A 17,353-nucleotide genomic window follows, 5' to 3' on the forward strand; every position below is an offset into this window, starting at 1 on the left:
TGCCCGGCCGGGGCGGTCGAGGGGTTCGGCTGCCGTCAATCCGCTGTTCGGCCAACAGCCGTCGCGCGGCTGTGTGGAGGCCGCGCGGCGGGCGTGGTCAGCGCAGGTGCAGGTGCTGGCCCGGGAAGATGAGGTCCGGGTTGTTGACGATGCCGCGGTTGAGGTCGTACAGCTTCCGCCAGCCGCCCTTGACGTGGTGCGACGCGGCGATCCGGGACAGGGTGTCGCCGCCGACCACGGTGTACTCGCCGTGGCCCTTGCGGAACCCCTTGTGGTGGGTGGTGGTGTGGGTCGGGGTGCTGGGCTTCGGCGCCTTGGCGGGGGCCGGGGCGGTGGTGTTCGACGACGATGACGAGGCCGCCGACGATGACGACGACGACGCCGACGACGCTGCCGGAGCGGGCGCCGAGGACGACGCGGACGACGAGCCGCCGGAGTTGATGTCCGGCGCCGGACCACCCGCGGTCAGGCCGCCGGCCGACGCGCAGGACCAGGCACCCGGGCCCTGGAGCGCGAGCAGCTTCTCGGCGACGGCGATCTGCTGGTCCTTGGTGGCGAGGTCGGCGCGCGGCGCGTACTGGAGGCCACCGGCCGCTTCCCAGCTCGACTGGGAGAACTGGAGGCCGCCGTAGTAGCCGTTGCCGGTGTTGATGGACCAGTTGCCACCGGACTCGCACTGCGCCACCGCGTCCCAGGTGGCGACCGAAGCGGCGGAGGCGGAGGTGGCGCCGATCAGCGGTACGGCGATCGCGGTGCCGGCGACTCCGGCGAATGCGGCGTATCGGACAAGCTTTGAGGCACGACGGTGCTTACCCATGATGAATTCAGTCCTCACCGACGCCTACGAGGTGAGCTGTCGGGTTCGGGCGTGAGTTGCCCGGCCGGACCGCCTGTTGCTCATCGCGGCCATCTCGGCTTCACCCCAAGCCGGTCCCCGTCCTGGTGTACGTCCGCAGCGTGGGCGTGTGCTGTCCGGTGCTGCGGCGGCGTACGGCCGGGGTCCCGGCGGAAGACCTTGGGTCCCCCGCTCCTGCCTGCGGCGCTTTCGCGTCGGCTGTTCCCGTCGGGCGGCGGCAGGACTCGGCGTTCTGCCCGGCGGGGCCCGCTGTGGCGAGCGTGGAAACGTTAAGCACAAGGCAGCAGATAGGACAAACACCCCGATCACGTCGGCCAACTGGGCCCACGCGCTCGGGTCAGGACAAGAACCGCAGGTCACAGCGGTCGATTTCAGCGCTCCGCAAGCGGGTGGTCACAGCGGCCCGAGAGAGGCTTGTCACATCCCCACAGCGAGGAGGCGAGCGGTACGTCCGGTTTGTCGGCCGACCCTCATTTCCCCTTTTCTCAGTCGAGGTTGATGATCTGTCCTGGTTTGATGAGGTTCGGGTTGGCGCCGATCGCCTGCCGGTTGACGTCGTAGAGGTGGCGCCAGCCGCCGTCCACGCGCTCGGCCCGCGCGATGCCGGAGAGCGAGTCGCCGGCGCCGATCGTGTAGTGACCCGTGGGCGAAGTGCGCGAATCCTCACCCTTGTTGGTGGTATCGGTAGCGGTCGGGCTCGCCGGGCCGCCGTCGGCGATCGCGAAGACCTGGGTCCGGGTGGCCTGGTCCTGGGCGGCGAGCTCCTCGTCGGTCGGGCTGTACGGCTTCGCGTGCCGTCCCGTGCCGCTGCTCGCGTCCGGCGGGGCGACCGTGGCGCCGGAGGAGTCGGTGGGGGCCAGCGTGCTCGCGCCGGAGCCCGGCGTGGCGGGCGGCGGCGTGACGGTGGCGGGCGGCGCGGGGGTCCGCGGGGTGGACGGCGTCACCGGGGTGGTGGGGTCGGTAGCCGGGTCGCCGGGGTCGCTCGGATCGCCCGGGTTGCCCATCCCGGTCGTCGGCGGCGTGGTGGGCGTGACCGGGACACCGGGGGTCGTGGCGGGCGCCGAGGGATCCGCGGTGGGGGCGGTGGGCGTGGCGACCGGCGCCGAGGGGTCCGGGGTCGGAGCCGGCGTGTGCTCGCCGGGCTGCGCCGGGGTGGGCGCGGCGGTCGGATCGGTGGGCGGGCTGTCCGGCAGCAGACCGGTGCCCTCCTCGCAGCCCGGCCAGGCGCCCGGGCCGAGATTCGTGAGCATCTTCTCGGCCACGGCTATCTGCTGGGCCTCGGTGGCGAGATCGGGGCGCTTGGCGTACGCGTCACCGCCGTACTGGTCCCAGGTGTCCTGGGTGATGGCGAGGCCGCCGTAGAAGCCGTTGCCGGTGTTGGCCTGCCACAGGCCGCCGGTCTCGCAGAAGGCGACCCGGTCCCACGTACTGGGGTCCGCGGCCTGTGCGGTGGCGGCGCCGAAGAGCGGAAGGGCGATGCCGGCGCCCGTCGCGGCGGCCGTCGCCATGGTCACCACGGCCGCGGGGGTCGGTCGGGGACGGCGGTGCCGGCCGTTGCCTGACGAGAGCATTGCGGTCGCCTTTCATTCTGGCCCTACGCGCCCGCGCCCACCGCGTCGGTCCTGTTGACCTGCGGACTCGGCCGATCCGGCCGTTCTGCCGTCCGCGACGGTGAGCGCTGTGGGGATGAGCGCGTCCCGCGAGCCGTGCGTGCCTCGCGTTGACCGCAGAACGTAGCGGGAGTCGACACTGGATCACAAGTGGATGTAGCGATCATCACGTCGCGATCACGGTGGTGACGGGGCGTCATTCTTCTTTCCCGGCCCGCTCGAAGTGCCGGGCGGGTCCGGGGATGGGATGGGGGTGAAACGCGGGTGGGACGGGGGTGGGATGCGTTTGGCCCGGCGGCCGGGCCCGGGGTGACTCAGGGGGCTCAGGGGTGACGCGGGGGTGAGAACGCGACCGGAAGCGTACGCAGGCCGCGCATGATCAGGCCGCCGCGCCAGCGCAGTTCGGCCGGATCGGCGGCCAGGCGCAGATCCGGCAGCCGGGTGAGGAGGGCGGCCAGCGCGGTTCGCGCCTCCAGGCGGGCGAGTGGAGCGCCGAGGCAGTAGTGGATGCCGTGGCCGTAGCCGAGGTGCGGATTGTCCCGGCGGGCCAGGTCAAGGGTGTTGGGGCCGTCGAAACGGTCCGGGTCCCGGTCGGCGGCGGCCAGCACCACCAGCACCGGATCACCGGCCGCGACGGCCTGGCCGCCGATGGTCAGCGGCTCCGTCGCGTACCGCCAGGTGGCCAGCTCCACCGGCCCGTCGTAGCGGAGCAGTTCCTCGACTGCGGTCTCCAGCAGGGCGTACTCGCCGCGGGCCAGCGACTCCTGAAGGCGCGTCCGCTCGGCGGGGTGGCGCAGCAGGGTGTGCACGCCGTTGCCGATCAGGTTGACGGTGGTCTCGAAGCCGGCGAAGAGCAGGATGAACGCCATCGCCGCGGCCTCGTTCTCGGTCAGGTGCTCACCGTCGTCGCTCGCCCGGATCAGGCCGGAGATGAGGTCGTCGCCGAGGTCGCCCCGCTTGCGGTGGATCAACTCGACCAGATACGTCCGTATCCGCTTCACCGAGCGCGCCACGCCGCCGCGCGGTCCACCGCCGTGTCTGATCATCATCCCGGCCCAGTCCCGGAAGTCGTCCTGGTCCTCGGCCGGCACACCGAGCAGGTCGCAGATCGCGTAGATCGGCAGCGGGAACGCGAACTCGTGGATCAGATCCGCCTCGCCCCGCCCCGCGAAACCGTCGATGAAGCGGTCCGTCAGCTCCCGCACCCGCGGTTCGAACTCCGCCACCCGGCGGGGGGTGAACGCCTTCGAGACCAGTCGGCGCAGCCGGGTGTGGTCCGGTGGATCGAGGTTGAGCAGATGCGTCATCAGGTCGGCGCCGCGCTCCCCCGGGATGCCGGTACGGCCCCGGGCCCGCGACTCCTCGGCGTGGTGGACCGGGTTCTTGCTGAGCCGGCCGTCCGCCAGGGCCTCACGGGCGTCGACGTACCGCGTCACCAGCCAGGCCTCGACCCCGCTGGGCAGCTCCGTCCACCGGACCGGCGCGTACTCCCGCAGCCAGGCGTACGCCGGATACGGGTCGGTGGCGAACTCCCAGGTGAAGAGGTCGGGCATCCGGGCATCGCCCGGCCCCTCCGGAACGACGGGCTGAGTCACCCCCTGACGTTATCCGTCCCGGCCGGGGCGGGATCCCCCGGCTGCTTCATTCCTCCGGCCGACTCCACCCCCGGGGCTGACCTGACGCCGGGGAGCGGGGCTACTGGTCCTCGTCGAAGCGCCCGGCGCCCCGGTCCGCCTCGGCCGCCCGTATCGCCGCGCGGTAGCGGCGGGCGGCATGGCGGAGGGCGGCCTCCGGGTCGATTCCGGCCGCCTGGGCCGCGGCGGCCTCGGCGAGGAGATGGTCGCCCAGCGTGGCCTCGTCGTCAACGGCGGGCGCCGCTGGGGCGGCCGGGAGCGGCAGTCCGGCCGCGCGAGCCCGGTCGGCGAGCTTGGCGGCCTGCGCGAGCGCCGGTGAGGCGACCGGAACCCCGTCGGTCACCGAATCCCGCGCCTTTTCGACGCCCTTGAGCCGCACCCAGTTCGCCTGCACCTGCTCGGGGGTCTCGGCGACCTCGTCCCCGTAGATGTGCGGGTGGCGGTGGACGAGCTTCTCGACCAGCGTCGCGGCCACGTCATCGATCCCGAAGGGCTCCTCCGGGTGGCCCTCGGCGATCGCCGCGTGGAAGACGACCTGGAGCAGCACGTCCCCCAGCTCCTCCCGGATCGCCTCCCGGTCTCCGTCCTCGATCGCCTCGACCAGCTCGTACATCTCCTCGATGCCGTACTTGGCGAGCTCCTCGTGGGTGCGCAGACTGCTCCAGGGGCATTCGGCCCTGATCCGGTCCATCACCTGGACGAGGTCGAGCAGCCGGGCGCCCGGCAGATCGTAGGAGCCGGGCAGCAGCTCGAGATCCGGCATCGCGACCCGTCCGGAACCGCCGAGCCGGGCCAGCTCGTCGGTGACGGCCGGCGGCGCCCCGCCCGACGGCGGCAGATAGACGACGGTACGGCCGCCGGCGGTCGCGTCCACCAGCTCCTGGCCGGTGAGGTCGGCGAGCTCCACCGGGACGCCCGCCTCGCGGAGATAGGGGAGGTGCGGGTGGTCCGGGTCCGGGCACAGCACCCGATCGGCCTCGTGCAGGGTCCGCCAGGCGGGCCAGGAGAGCTGGCCGGCCGCGACCCGGTGGCTGGTGGTGAGCAACACCACGCGGCCCGGCGCGGGCGCACCGCCCGCGCCGCCGTTCACCTGTGCCGCGTCTGCCGCTTCGTTTGCTTGCTCCACCCCTCGAACGTACCGCGAGGCACCGACAACGCGTTCACACGCCCGGGTGCCGCGGCCGCCGGGACCGGCCGGGGCCGCTGTCAGGTCCCGCTGTTCCCGGTGGTGACCGCGGCCGCGACCGGGGTCTTGTCGACCACCCACGGGTCTTTCAGGGTGGCGATGGTCGCCTTCTTCGCGTCCCAGGCGCCGTACCGGGGGTTGACGGTCACGCCCAGCGACGCGGCCGCCTTGCTGATCGTCTGGGCCAGCGCGGTGTTCCCGCCGTCGCTTCCCGGCTGGTACCCGAGGCTCTGGATGAGCTTGCCGGAGGCGACGTCCCGGTAGAAGAAGTGGTCGATGTCGTTGGGCGCCACTCCGTAGTTGACCAGCAGGGTGCTGTTGAGCTGCGCCTCGTTCCCGCTGAACTGGGCGAGCGCCGCCTGGCGGTCCTGCTGCACCTCGCCGTTGCTGACCGAGATCCGCGCGTCGGACAGGGCCTGCTGGAGCACCTGGTCGGCCACCAGCCGGCCCAGCATCTGCGTGGAGAGATTGCCCGCCGCGTCGAGCAGTTGCTGGCCCTGCGGGGACTTGACGGCTGCGGAGCGCAGGTCGTTGACCGCCGTCTCCAGGGAGGAGACGGTGATCCGGTGGTCACCGACCACCGCCGCGGCGCCCGGATGGGCGGGTCCCGAGCCGCACGCGGTGAGCGCCGGTGCGGCGAGGAGCAGCCCGGCGGCGGCGATCGAGACAGCGGTACGGCGGCGGACCATGGTGCCTCCCGGCGAGGAACATGCCTCGCGATGCTGACGTGACGACGATGACCATGACGTTGATCGAACCACCCGAGGATATTGAGCCGGGGGCGCCGATAGCCAGCACTCTGCCGAAGGTGATCCTCCTGGGGGCGTGTTTGTGGGTGCGCTGTGGGCGGGCCTGGGCTTCGGCGGTGGCTACGGCGCCGGCATCCGCGCCGGCATCCGCATCGACCTCGGCCTCGGCCTCGGGCGAACCCCGGCTACGCCGCCTGTCGGATCAGCCCCCGCACTGCGTCAGCATCGCCTGCTTGTCCGCGCTGGTCACCGGCAGGTCGTACTTGAGGGACACCTGGGCGATCCGCACGGCGTACGAGCAGCGGATCTGCTTGCTCGGCGGCAGCCAACTCGCGGCGCCCGAGTCGCTCTTGGCCCCGTTGGAGGGGCCGTCGACCGGCAGCAGGTTGAGCGGGTCGTTGGCGATCTCCTCGCGCTTGTCCTTGCTCCAGTGGGCGGCGCCCATCTGCCAGTCATACGACAGCGGCATGACGTGGTCTATCTGGACGATGGTCGCCTTGGCCTTGGTCCAGTGGATGGCTTTTCCGGTGTAGGGGTCGTCCAGGGTCATGGACATCACCACGCACTTCGAACCCGACCGGTAGTGGACGTCCTCGCCGTCCCGCTTGAGCAGGTCGTTGCGGGTGTCGCAGCCGTTGTGCGCGAACGGTACGTCAGGTGCGGAGTCCATCCAGGCGGTGCCGAACTCCTCCCTGCTGTAGCCGGTCTTCGGGCCTCGCCCCTTGGTGGCCACCTTCTTGATCAGGCTGACCGCCTTGGCCCGGTCACCCGACGAGGTGATGGCGGCGAGTCCCGTCTTGGTGCCGTCGGGGTTGTCGAACGGACTGACCGCGCGGCCATTGCTCACCACGGGCCCGCTGCCCGCGGTGGTCGCGCCCCCCTCGCCGGGTCCCTCGGCACCGATCGTGGTGTCCTTGCAGCCGGCGACGCCGATCACCGCGGCGATGGCCGCGGCGCAGGCGAGGGTTCTGGAAATCCGTATGTCCATCTACCACCTCGGAGGGGAAGTGACGGGGCAGGCCCGCCCGCGTCCTGTGCTGTCCATGAGGAGCATCTGCCCCGACAGGCAGAGATTAGAGCCGAGTTGACCGGCGGAAACACCACCCCCGACCGGAGGTTCCCTACCGCCCGTCACGGCGCTAGCGCTGAACTTGCCCCAGCCAGGTCAGCGTTCGGCGGATCTCCACCGGAAAGGGGTGGTGCGGGCCGTGGACGCGCTCGGCGTCGTAGAGGAGACGGGTGAGGACCTCCCGCGCGCCGGGGCGGTCGCCCACCGAGAGCAGGAGATGGCCGATCCGCCGGCGGATGTCCAGCGGTACGGCCGGGGCGGTCGCCGCGTACCGCTCGAAGTACGGCAGCAGGACCCGGTATTCGGAGAGCGCGGCGGTGGTGTCCCCGAGCTGCTCCAGGCATTGCGCCGCCTCGTAGCGGAACTGCAACGCCTGCTGGTCCGCTCCCCCGTACTGATGCGCGAACTGCTCTGACAGCCGGCGCAGCTCCGGCAGCGCCCGACGGTACTGGCCGTCCTCCATCAGCGTCGCCGCGTACTGCTTGCGCAGCGCCCGCAGCACCGGGGAGTGCTCGCCGTGTTTCTCCGCTGCCGCCGGGATGATGCCGCCGAGCATGTCCACCGCCTGGGTGATCCGGCCGGCGTCCAGCAGCCGCTTCACCTCGTCCACCGCGGTGGCCAGATCGGCGCCTTTGGGCGCGGGGGCGGGCGCCGGTCCCGGGTTCGGCTCGGGGGGCGCCGCCCGGTCGGGCCAGGGCGCGTGCGGGCGCAGGAACGGCCGGGTGGGGTCCATCGGCCCCAGCGGCGCGTGCGACGAGCCGGCCGCGGGCAGCAGAACGGCCAGCTCACGGAAGACCTCCTGTGCACCGGCCGGTCGGTGCTGCGGGTCCTTGGCGAGCAGCCGCAGCACCAACGACTCGACCCGCTCCGGTACCTCGGGCCGCAACTGCCGCAGCGGCACCGGCGCCTCGTAGAGATGGCGGTGCAGCACCCCCAGCGCGGTCGAACCCGCGAACGGCGTCTGGCCGCTGAGCAGTTCGTGCAGCACGACGCCGAGCGCGTACAGGTCGGTGCGCGGTCCGACGGCGCCCCCCATGGCCTGTTCCGGCGCCATGTAGGCGGGACTGCCGATCGGCGAACCGGTGTGCGTCAGCCGGGTGGTGTCGGTGTCCATGACCGACGCGACGCCCAGGTCGAGCACGATCAGGGTGCCATCCGGTCTGACCATCACATTGCGCGGCTTGAGGTCCCGGTGGACGATCGGCACCGCGTGCACGGCGGAGAGGGCTCCGCAGAGCTGCGCGGCCACCGCGACCGCCCACGGCCAGGGGTACGGGTCGTGCTCGGCCAGGTGATCGCTGAGGTCGGCGCCCTCCACGTACTGCATCACCAGGTACAACTCGTCGCCGTCACCGCCCGCGTCGTGCACGGTGACCAGCCCCGGGTGGTCGACCTGCGCGGTGACCCGGCACTCCCGGTCGAATCGCTGCCGCAGCTCCGAGGCGTCCTCGCCCGCGGCCACCTTGTCGGGCCGCAGCAGCTTCACCGCGACCCGGCGGTCGAGCCGGCGGTCGTAGGCGGTCCACACCTGGCCCATGCCGCCCTGACCGATGACGGTGGCCAGTTCGTACCGGTCGGCGATGAGCCGACCGATCACCGGTCCTCCTCTTTGCGGAGGTAGTCACTCAACTCGTCGAGCTCGGCGCGGACCTGGCTGATCCTCGGGTGCGGAGGGCCGGCCTGCGGGACCGGCGGGACCGGTGGCCCGGGGAGCCCGGCCGGAGCGGGGGGCCGGTGAGGACGGGGCTGCTGCGGGTATCCATATGCCTCCCGCCCGGTTGTGCCGCCCGTGTTCGTCCGGCCGACCGGCGCGCCCGGTATCGGCCCCGCTGTTCGGCCCGGTACACGGCCGGGCATCTGGCCGGATATCCGGCCCGGGACCGGACCGGTGACCGTGCCCGGGACCGGACCGGCGACCGTGCCCGGGACCGGACCGGCGAAGTAGGGCTGCTGGCGGCCGAAGGGCTCGGCTCCCCCGGCCAGCCGCCTGGCCTTGGACGACTGCTGGAGGTCCACCACGAGGAAGTAGACCGGCACGGCGAACATGCAGAACATCAGACAGCCACCGCCGATGTTGCTCTGCGTGCTGTTCTCGTCCTCGGCCTGACCGATGAGCACGAAGGCGGTGATGGCGATCGCCGCCACGAAGGGGACCAGGACCCAGTCCAGCGGACGCCGGAACCGCACGGCCAGCCAGAGCACCGAGCCCCAGGCGGCGATGCCGAGGGTGATCGCCGGCAGGACGGTGAACAGCACGCGCAGTCCGATGACGACGGCCGCCCGCCCCGCGGGGCGGAGGGGTGGCGGAGCGGTGCCGGGGCCGTACATCGTGTGCTCCTGGTCGTCGATCGGTCGCTGGGGGAAAGCACTTGGCGAGAGCGTATCCGCCTGAGCCGACACCCGTCGCCCGCTCCGGCACGACCTGTGGATAACTATTCGGGCCGCACCGTACCGTCCGTCAGCCCGTCGTGCAGGCCCTGGACGAGCTGCTCGCCGAGCTGGGACGCCTGGCGCAGCGCGTCCTCGAACCCGGCGAGGGTGCGGAACCGCTCGCCGTACCGCCGCTGGTCCGCCGCCGGCATCCTGGGTACCTGGAGGCGCCGCACATCGAGCCGGGTGGATGTGGAGGCGTAACTGCTCGCCTGGCGGTTGTTGGCGGTCCCCCGCAGAAAGCCGGCCAGGAACCACGGGTCGATCGCCGCGGGGTCGGGGCGCAGCAGATAGACATTGCGGCCGAGGGCGGCGCCGGCGGTGCTCTCGTCCACGACTCTGGCCACCGCGCCACCACCCAGCACCGGCACCACCACGTCGCCCGGTTCGGTGAGCACCGGCTCCTCGGTGGATGTGTCCGGCTGGGCCGCCGGAAGGAGGCCCGTCGGGCCGCCGCCGCCGATCACATCGTGCTCGGTGAGCACGGCGACCACCGGCGTGCCGGCGTCCGCCGGGGCCGTGCCGACGCCTCCGGCCCGCATCAGCAGCGCGCCCGCGCGGGCGAGTTCGCCGATCGTGGTGGTGGGCCAGTGGGCCGGGTCGCCGGGCGCGGCGGGGGCCGGGGCGAGTTCCGCGGTGTGGCGGAGGCTGGCCGCCAGCCGGTCGCGTATCGCGTCGAGCGCGGCGGCGCCGCCTTCGGCCGTCGGCGGCGGCAGGTGCCGGGCCGGGGACAGGTCGACGTCGTCGTCGAGGAGTTCGATGACCGGCACGGCCCGGCTGACCCCGGGCCGCGCCTCTGTGGTGCCGTGCCGGTCGAAGGACTGCCAGGCGTCGAGCACCGCGGCCCTGACGGCGTGCCAGGGCGCCTTCTCCGCTCCAGGGTTGGGGATGGCCGCGGTGTCGACCAGCAGCAGGTCGGCGGCGGGTCGTTGCTCGGCGCCGGGGCTGCGCAGCACCCACAGGTGCAGGGGGATGCCATAGGGCGGCGCCGCTCCCGCCGGCAGCGCGATCACGGCTTTCAGGGCTCCGCGACGCAACAGGTCGGCCCGGATGCGCCGGCCGGACCTGCGGGAGGCGGTGGCCGGCGGCATCAGCATGACCACGGTGCCCCCTTCGCGCACCCGGGCGAGGGCGTGTTGCAGCCAGGCGAGCTCCGATTCCGTCCGGGCAGGGAAGCCGTACTCCCACCGGGCGTCGTAACCCAGTTCTTCATGGCCCCAGTTCCGGTCGTTGAACGGGGGGTGGCAGAGCACGGCGTCGGCGGTGAGCCCCGCGAAGGCGTCGGCGCGGAGGCTGTCGCCGGCGCGGACCCGGATCCGGACGGCGGCGTCGGTGGCGAGCGCCAGCCGCAGCGCGGTCAGTGCGGCCAACTCCGGCTCGGCTTCCTGGGCGTTGACGGCCTCGGTCGCCGACACCGCGCGCAGCAGGGAACCGGCGCCGCAGGCCGGGTCGAGCACGCTTCCGGGCGGGCCGCCGAGGAGCGCGGCCATCAGGTCGGCCAGGGCGGCGGGGGTGAGGGTGAACTGCCTCGGGTTGGCGTCCAGATAACGGCCGAGCAGAAATTCGTATGCCTGACCCGGGCCGGTCTCCAGGGCGAGCTTCGCGGTACCGCGCAGCAGCGGCACCGCGTCTTCCAGGTCTGCCGGCAGCCGCACCGGGTGCTGGGCGCCGAATCGCGCGGTCAGCACCGACGCGAGATCCGCGGGCAGGCGCGCGGCGAACTCGCTGTCGGAAGCGCCGACATACCCTGCGGACACCCCCGGCCGGTCGCGGACGAGCAGCAGCAGCGAGCCGGCGAGCCGCAGGGCCGCTGGCGTGCCCGCCGGATGGCTGTCGGCCTGCTGCCACACCCGCTCGTGCGGCGGGACCACGGCGAGCTTGCCCTGATCGCGCAACCAGCTCTCCACCGCCGTCAGTTCGAACGTCGGGCTGGTCTCGGTACCGCCAACCGGCTTGGGGAAGTCGACGTGCCGTCGGCGCCAGTTGCTGACCGCGGCGCGGCCGACACCGGCCAGCCTGGCGATGCCCGCTGATGTCACCTCGCTTGCCTGCTCCGACATCCGCCCGACTCCTCTCCCCCGCTGTCTCCCGTCGTTGTGACGTCGAGCATACCCACGACGGTCCGAGAGATCACTTCACAACACGAACGAGTGAGGACAGGGAAATGCTGGTTGATTCGGTTCACAGAACATGCTCTCATTGACTCATCGCTCACGGAGCGGGACTGTCACAGCGTTGCCTCCCCGCTCCCGTGCCCGATGTCGCTATTTCTCCTCTTTCTCCTCTTTTTTTAAGCTTTCGACTCTTTGGCCTCTTGGGCCTCAGTTCGGCTTCCGCGCTTCTCCGCTGCTCATCTTCAGAAAGGCACTGCCATGCGCCAGAACCCCTCCCGCCGCGGCACGTTCGCGGCCCTGTGCGCCCTCACCGCCATCGCCGCGGTCGGGCTGACCGCGTGTCAGGACAAGGACGACAACGCCTCGTCCACCGACGGGCCGCCGAGCGCGACCGCGACCGCGAAGCGGACGCCCGAACCGCTCACCGGTGACCAGTTGACCAAGGAACTCGCTCCGGCCTCGCTTTTCGCGCCCGGACTCGCGGTCGACCCGTCGGCCACCCGGGACACCGGCTCCAGCTATCAGACGCAGGCCGTCGAGAACCCGCCGAAGGCGCCCTGTTCCACGCTGGACACCACGGGATGGATGACGATCACCGGCATCTCCGGTGTCTCGTTCACCCAGCAGGACCGGTTCGACAAGAGCACGACCACCGAGGTCTACCAAGGCATCGACGTCTTCAAGGGCACCACGTCCACGACCGTCCTCGACAAGCTGTCGCGGATCGCGGACCGTTGCCCCTCGTTCACCGACGACCAGACGCACACCAAGGTGAAAGTCACGGTGAAGCCGCTGCCCGGGATAGGCGACGGCGCCTACAAGGTGACGCTGTCCTGCCCGGGCTGGCAGAGCGGCAACACCCTGATAGCGGCCCGGGTCGGCACCGCGGTGGTCTCGGTTCTCTCCACCGACGGGAGCGCGGGCGACGGCAGCGGGACCGCGAAGAAGGTGGCCGCGCACATCGCCGCCGGACTCAAGGGCAAGGCCTGACCGCCGGCTCGGCTCAAGGCCCGGCGGCGCCACGGGCTGGACCGTACAGGGCGCGGACCACGATCGGCGGCCATCCATCACCTATCTTTCGGTGCATATCGCCATAAATCGCCGAAAGAGTGGTGTCCATGGACAGGGCAGAAGCCGTCCTTCCCACGCAGGGGGTCGCGTCGCCCGACGCGGCCGCGAGCACAAGCAGCGCCACGACCGCAGCCACACCTGCGGCGACGACCACAGAAACACCACCTTCCGCAGCCACGGTCACGGCCCTGGCGGGGAGCCCCCGCACCGTGGAGGCCGCCGAGATCGCAGTGGCCGAGGAGGACACCCGGACCGGGGACTCGGTCGGCGGTGGTGACGACGGGGACGGACCGCCGCCGGGACGACTGGACCCCTGGCTGCTCGCCGGCGGCTTCTTCCTGCTCTACGCCGCGCTGTCGGTGGGGCGCGACCGGCGGATGCTCAGCCAGTCGTGGGATCTGGGCATCTTCGAGCAGGCGATCAAGTCCTACGCCCACTTCCACGCCCCGGTCGCGATCCTGAAGGGCCCCGGATTCAATGTGCTCGGTGATCACTTCAGCCCGGTCATCGCGCTGATCGCGCCCTTCTACCGGTTGTTTCCGACCTCGGTGACGCTGCTGGTGGCCCAGGCGTTGCTCTTCGGTATTTCGGTGGTGCCGGTTGCCCGGGCAGCCGGCCGGGGACTCGGCCGGGCCGCGGGGCTGCTGCTCGGCACGGCCTACGGACTGTCCTGGGGCATCCAGAACGCGGTGGACTTCGACTTCCACGAAGTGGCCTTCGCGATGCCGCTGCTGGGGTTCTCACTGGAAGCGGTGCTCCGCAGGCGGTGGGCGGCGGCGATGTGGTGGGCGCTGCCGCTGGTACTGGTCAAGGAGGACCTGGGGGCGAGCGTCGCGCTGATCGGCCTGGTGGTGTGGCTGCGAGCCCGCCCGGCAGGAGACCGCGAGAACGAGGGAGGCACACGAGAGAAGGAGAGCGAGGGACGAGCGGGCAGGACACGGAGGTACGCGATCAGGCTGGCGGTCTTCGGGGTGGCCGCGTCGCTGTGGGAGATCGACCGGCTGATCCCGGCGTTCCACGGCCCGGGGTACGACATGTTGACCCACATCAACGGGGAAGGTTCGGTCACCGGTCACATCCCGGTGGACACCGCGATCCGCACCCTGCTGTGGATCCTGCTGCCCACCAGCGGATTGCTGGCGCTGCGTTCACCACTGCTGCTGGTGGCGCTGCCGACCATCGGCTGGCGGTTCCTGTCGCACTACCCGGAGAACTGGGGCACCGGCTGGCACTACAGCGCCGTGTTGATGCCAGTGGTGTTCCTCGCCCTGGTGGACGCGGCCGGGGCGGTCGCAGCGGGCGGCCCGGGGGACGGGAAGCTCCGCCGGTGGGCGCGCGGATACGCCGGCGGGATGCCACTGGCGGCTGCCGCGGCGGCGGTGGCACTGAGCACCCAACTGCCGCTGGCCGGACTGACACACACGGCCGCGTACACGGTGGACGCGCGGACCAGGGCGGCCGAGCGGCTGCTGGCGCGCATTCCGGACGGAGCCACGGTGGAGGCGAACGTCGGACCGATCAGCAGCCTCGTGAGCAGGACCAATGTCTATTGGCTCGGTGGGACGAAGGGGGTGACGCCACGGTATCTGGCGCTCCAGGGCGACGTCGGAGAGAACGGGGAGGTGCGATGGCCAGGCGATCCGGTGGAGTACGCGCGGGAGCTGCATCCCGGGGCGAGGTACGGATTGCTGGGGAAGGCCGGCGGCTATGTGGTGCTCCGGCGGGAGTGACGGGACCGCGACCGGTCGATGACGGCCGGACGGAAGGCTGGGGATGTCACACGGGTCCCGCGGGCATTGCGTCGTCCCGTATCTTTTCCGGCAGACCCCGACCCCGTTTCCACAGGAGGACGACGATGGACAGGGCCGAGGCTGTCATACCGGCGCAGGGCGGCAGGGCGGCGCGCGAGGCGGGCCGGCGGGAGCGGCCGAGCGTCGTCCAGCGCGCCAGGTTCCGGGCGGCCGGGGCGCGTCTGGATCCGTACCTGCTGGCCACCGTGTTCTTCGTGGCGTATCTGCTGCTGTCGGTGACGCGTTACCGGCGCATGCTCACCATGTCCTGGGACCTGGGCATCTTCGAGCAGGCGATCAAGTCCTACGCCCACCTGCACGCGCCGGTCGCGGACCTGAAGGGGCCCGGATTCAACATCCTGGGCGACCACTTCAGCCCGATCACCGCCCTGATCGCGCCGTTCTACCGGGTGTTTCCCACCCCGGTGACGTTGCTGGTGGCGCAGGCGCTGCTCTTCGCGGTGTCGGTGATCCCGGTCACGCGGGCCGCCGGGTATCTCCTCGGGCGGGGTCGCGGGCTGGCGATCGGGGCCGCCTACGGGTTGTCGTGGGGGGTGCAGAAGGCGGTCGAGTTCGACTTCCACGAGATCGCCTTCGCGATGCCGCTGCTCGCGTTCTCGCTGGAGGCGGTGGTCCGCAAGCGGTGGGCGGCGGCCTTGTGGTGGGCGGTGCCGCTGATCTTCGTCAAGGAGGACATGGGGATCACCGCCGCCGCGATCGGCGTGATCGTCTGGTGGCGCACCCGCCAGGAGACCGGGACCGATCCCGTACCCGTGGAGGCCACCGCATCGGCCACCGTGGAACGGACCGGTGACACGGCCTCCGGCGAGGGCATCGACGATCACGCGGGTGATCCGGGCGGCGGCGAGGGCGCCGAGGAGGAGCTGTCGGACGCGCTGCGGTACGGACCGTGGGCGATCGGTCTGATGGGGTTCGGGGTGGCGGCGTCGGCGCTGGCGTTCGGGGTGATCATCCCGGCGTTCAACAAGGCGGGCGGCTACGACTACTGGAACAAGCTGAACGGGGACGGCGCTCCGATGCCCGGCCACATCCCGTTCGGCACCGCGCTGCACACCCTGCTGTGGATCCTGTTGCCGACCAGCGGGCTGCTGGCGCTGCGCTCCCCGCTGTTCCTGGCGGCGCTGCCGACCATCGGCTGGCGGTTCGTCTCGCACGACGACCACTACTGGGGTACCGACTGGCACTACAGCGCCGTACTGATGCCGGTGATCTTCCTGGCGCTGGTGGACGCGGCCGACCGTTCGCGGGCCAGCCGCAAGCCGTGGCTGCGCTCGTACGCGTCGGGGGCGCCGGCCGCGGTGGCCGGGGCGGCGCTGGCGCTCACCCTCACGCTGCCACTGGCCTCACTCGACCAGGGCGCCACCTACCGGGTGGACGCGCAAACCAAGGCGGTCGAGAAGCTGCTGGACGAGATACCGGACGGGGCCACGGTCGAGGCGAACGTCGGACCGATCAGCCGGCTGGCGCACCGGACCACGGTCTACTGGGTCGGGGACACTCCGGGCGTGACCCCCGACTACATCGCGCTGGACAACTCCTCGGGCTGGGTGCCGGACCCGTTGACGTACGCCGGGCAGCTCCATCCGATGGCGAAGTACGTGATGGTGGCCAACTCCGAGGGATATGTGATCCTCCGCCGGAGCTGACCGAACGGCGGCCGGCGGCCTCGCGGGCTCCTCCTGGCGGCACGTCCCTTCGGCCAGACCCCCCGCGTCAGATCATCGGATAGTCAACGTAGGCGAAGTGCTGGGAGTCGGGGGCCCAGCTGTTGACGTTGAGGCTGCCCTGGCCGCCGAAGAAGGAGAGGACGTCCCGCGGGGCGCCGCCGTCCGGGTCGATGCGGCGCAGGATCACCTCGCGGTCGGCCGGGTGGCCCTCGGTACCCGGCGGGAAACTGATGTAGAGCACGTGGCGGCCGTCGGGCGACAGATGCGGGAACCAGTTGACCCGTTCGTCCGAGGTGAGCCGGGTCAGTCCGGTGCCGTCGGGCCGCATCCGAAAGAGCTGGGCATGGCCGGGGACGGTGGCGCCGTGCTCGGAGTTGAAGTAGATCCAGGCACCGTCCGGGCTGAACTCCGGGCCGTCGGCGGGAGCGGGTTCGTCGGTCAGCCGGGTGTCGGGGCCGCCCGCCGCCGGCACGGTGAAGATGTTGCGATAACCCCATTCGTCGCCACCGTAGGGTTCGACGCCCACGTAGGCGAGGGTGCGGCCGTCAGGGGAGACACCGTGCAGGAAGTGCCGGAACGGCTGGAAGACGCCCGGTGCCTGCTCGTTGGTCACCCGGCGGGCCGGGCCGCCCTCGAACGGAACGGCGTGGATGTGCCCGTCGCCCGCCGAAAGATAGAGGGTGCGGCCGTCCGGGGAGAGCACATGGTCGTTGTTGGCGTCCGTGATGCCCCCGGTGTCGATGATCTCGGGGCCCGGGCCAGCGTCGCCCCACGACACGTCGGCGGCGATCCGCAGCAGCAGACCGTCCTGGTTGAAGACCAGCCAGCGGCCGTCCGGCGTCCAGTTGGGGGCTTCCAGCGCGCTGCCCGTCGTCTCGTGCACGACCCGCGGGGAGCCCTCGTCGCCATCCCGGACGGAGGCGACCATCAGTCGGGCACGCTGCCCCGGCGCCAGGGGTCGGATGTTCGTACCGGCACGGGTGATCGTCACAGCCGCCCACCCTAATGGGTGGCGCGCCCCGCTCCTCAGGGTCCGGGAGCGGGGCGCGCGTTCGAGGGGTGCCCGCGGCGCCGGTGAACGGCTAAAAGCCGGGGCCGTCAACCGTCGACGCTGGTCACAAGTCACTGGTCGCTGGACACTAGTCACCGGTCACTG

At 71.7% G+C, this 17,353-nt stretch carries 13 protein-coding genes and 1 riboswitch; of the genes, 3 read left to right on the forward strand and 10 right to left on the reverse strand.

All coding sequences use genetic code 11. The features are described 5' to 3' along the window. Positions 1-97: 97 nt before the first annotated feature. The 9 genes from OG519_RS12110 to OG519_RS12150 all read right to left on the reverse strand — a co-directional run bounded on the left by OG519_RS12110 (position 98) and on the right by OG519_RS12150 (position 11,594). Positions 98-817, reverse strand: coding sequence for a transglycosylase family protein (locus OG519_RS12110; protein ID WP_405582397.1), 720 nt, complete (start codon positions 815-817; stop codon positions 98-100). A gap of 6 nt (positions 818-823) precedes the next feature. Then, a riboswitch (cyclic di-AMP (ydaO/yuaA leader) is annotated at positions 824-974 on the reverse strand. Positions 975-1,341: 367 nt separating this feature from the next. Then, the gene (locus tag OG519_RS12115) at positions 1,342-2,427 is read right to left on the reverse strand and encodes a transglycosylase family protein (protein ID WP_405582399.1); all 1,086 of its coding nucleotides are present in this window, start codon (positions 2,425-2,427) and stop codon (positions 1,342-1,344) included. A 362-nt stretch (positions 2,428-2,789) separates the two neighbouring features. Then, positions 2,790-4,019, reverse strand: a complete 1,230-nt coding sequence (locus tag OG519_RS12120; RefSeq protein ID WP_405592671.1) for a cytochrome P450 — start codon at positions 4,017-4,019, stop codon at positions 2,790-2,792. A gap of 142 nt (positions 4,020-4,161) precedes the next feature. Continuing rightward, the gene (locus OG519_RS12125) at positions 4,162-5,190 is read right to left on the reverse strand and encodes a nucleoside triphosphate pyrophosphohydrolase (RefSeq protein ID WP_405592673.1); all 1,029 of its coding nucleotides are present in this window, start codon (positions 5,188-5,190) and stop codon (positions 4,162-4,164) included. A gap of 116 nt (positions 5,191-5,306) precedes the next feature. Beyond that, positions 5,307-5,975: a SurA N-terminal domain-containing protein gene (locus OG519_RS12130; protein WP_405582401.1), complete on the reverse strand. Its 669-nt coding sequence runs from the start codon at positions 5,973-5,975 to the stop codon at positions 5,307-5,309. Positions 5,976-6,237: 262 nt separating this feature from the next. Next, positions 6,238-7,023, reverse strand: coding sequence for an HNH endonuclease family protein (locus OG519_RS12135; protein WP_405582404.1), 786 nt, complete (start codon positions 7,021-7,023; stop codon positions 6,238-6,240). Between the two features lie 151 nt (positions 7,024-7,174). Continuing rightward, the gene (locus OG519_RS12140; RefSeq protein ID WP_405582406.1) at positions 7,175-8,701 is read right to left on the reverse strand and encodes a protein kinase domain-containing protein; all 1,527 of its coding nucleotides are present in this window, start codon (positions 8,699-8,701) and stop codon (positions 7,175-7,177) included. After that, the gene (locus OG519_RS12145) at positions 8,698-9,432 is read right to left on the reverse strand and encodes a hypothetical protein (protein ID WP_405582409.1); all 735 of its coding nucleotides are present in this window, start codon (positions 9,430-9,432) and stop codon (positions 8,698-8,700) included. The genes OG519_RS12140 and OG519_RS12145 overlap by 4 nt, the downstream gene beginning before the upstream one ends. 104 nt (positions 9,433-9,536) lie before the next feature. Continuing rightward, positions 9,537-11,594 (reverse strand): N-6 DNA methylase, encoded by a 2,058-nt coding sequence (locus tag OG519_RS12150; protein WP_405582412.1) that lies wholly within the window; start codon positions 11,592-11,594, stop codon positions 9,537-9,539. Positions 11,595-11,906: 312 nt separating this feature from the next. Between OG519_RS12150 and OG519_RS12155 the strand changes: the two genes are divergently transcribed. The 3 genes from OG519_RS12155 to OG519_RS12165 all read left to right on the forward strand — a co-directional run bounded on the left by OG519_RS12155 (position 11,907) and on the right by OG519_RS12165 (position 16,176). Next, on the forward strand, positions 11,907-12,638 hold the full coding sequence (locus OG519_RS12155; RefSeq protein WP_405582414.1) for a hypothetical protein: 732 nt from the start codon (positions 11,907-11,909) through the stop codon (positions 12,636-12,638). A 290-nt stretch (positions 12,639-12,928) separates the two neighbouring features. Beyond that, on the forward strand, positions 12,929-14,449 hold the full coding sequence (locus OG519_RS12160) for a DUF2079 domain-containing protein (RefSeq protein ID WP_405582417.1): 1,521 nt from the start codon (positions 12,929-12,931) through the stop codon (positions 14,447-14,449). A 125-nt stretch (positions 14,450-14,574) separates the two neighbouring features. After that, positions 14,575-16,176, forward strand: coding sequence for a DUF2079 domain-containing protein (locus tag OG519_RS12165; protein WP_405582419.1), 1,602 nt, complete (start codon positions 14,575-14,577; stop codon positions 16,174-16,176). Between the two features lie 67 nt (positions 16,177-16,243). Here the strand turns inward: OG519_RS12165 and OG519_RS12170 are convergent, their stop codons facing one another. Next, the gene (locus OG519_RS12170) at positions 16,244-17,188 is read right to left on the reverse strand and encodes a TolB family protein (protein ID WP_405582422.1); all 945 of its coding nucleotides are present in this window, start codon (positions 17,186-17,188) and stop codon (positions 16,244-16,246) included. Between the last annotated feature and the right edge of the window lie 165 nt (positions 17,189-17,353).

The sequence above is a fragment of the Streptomyces sp. NBC_01190 genome (assembly GCF_045039895.1).
Taxonomy (GTDB): domain Bacteria; phylum Actinomycetota; class Actinomycetes; order Streptomycetales; family Streptomycetaceae; genus Actinacidiphila.

Bases quoted from the DNA above. Each gene is read 5' to 3' on its own strand.
- OG519_RS12110 (WP_405582397.1), bottom strand. From the start codon at position 817: ATGGGTAAGCACCGTCGTGCCTCAAAGCTTGTCCGATACGCCGCATTC.
- OG519_RS12115 (WP_405582399.1), bottom strand. From the start codon at position 2,427: ATGCTCTCGTCAGGCAACGGCCGGCACCGCCGTCCCCGACCGACCCCC.
- OG519_RS12120 (WP_405592671.1), bottom strand. From the start codon at position 4,019: ATGCCCGACCTCTTCACCTGGGAGTTCGCCACCGACCCGTATCCGGCG.
- OG519_RS12130 (WP_405582401.1), bottom strand. From the start codon at position 5,975: ATGGTCCGCCGCCGTACCGCTGTCTCGATCGCCGCCGCCGGGCTGCTC.
- OG519_RS12135 (WP_405582404.1), bottom strand. From the start codon at position 7,023: ATGGACATACGGATTTCCAGAACCCTCGCCTGCGCCGCGGCCATCGCC.
- OG519_RS12145 (WP_405582409.1), bottom strand. From the start codon at position 9,432: ATGTACGGCCCCGGCACCGCTCCGCCACCCCTCCGCCCCGCGGGGCGG.
- OG519_RS12150 (WP_405582412.1), bottom strand. From the start codon at position 11,594: ATGTCGGAGCAGGCAAGCGAGGTGACATCAGCGGGCATCGCCAGGCTG.
- OG519_RS12155 (WP_405582414.1), top strand. From the start codon at position 11,907: ATGCGCCAGAACCCCTCCCGCCGCGGCACGTTCGCGGCCCTGTGCGCC.
- OG519_RS12165 (WP_405582419.1), top strand. From the start codon at position 14,575: ATGGACAGGGCCGAGGCTGTCATACCGGCGCAGGGCGGCAGGGCGGCG.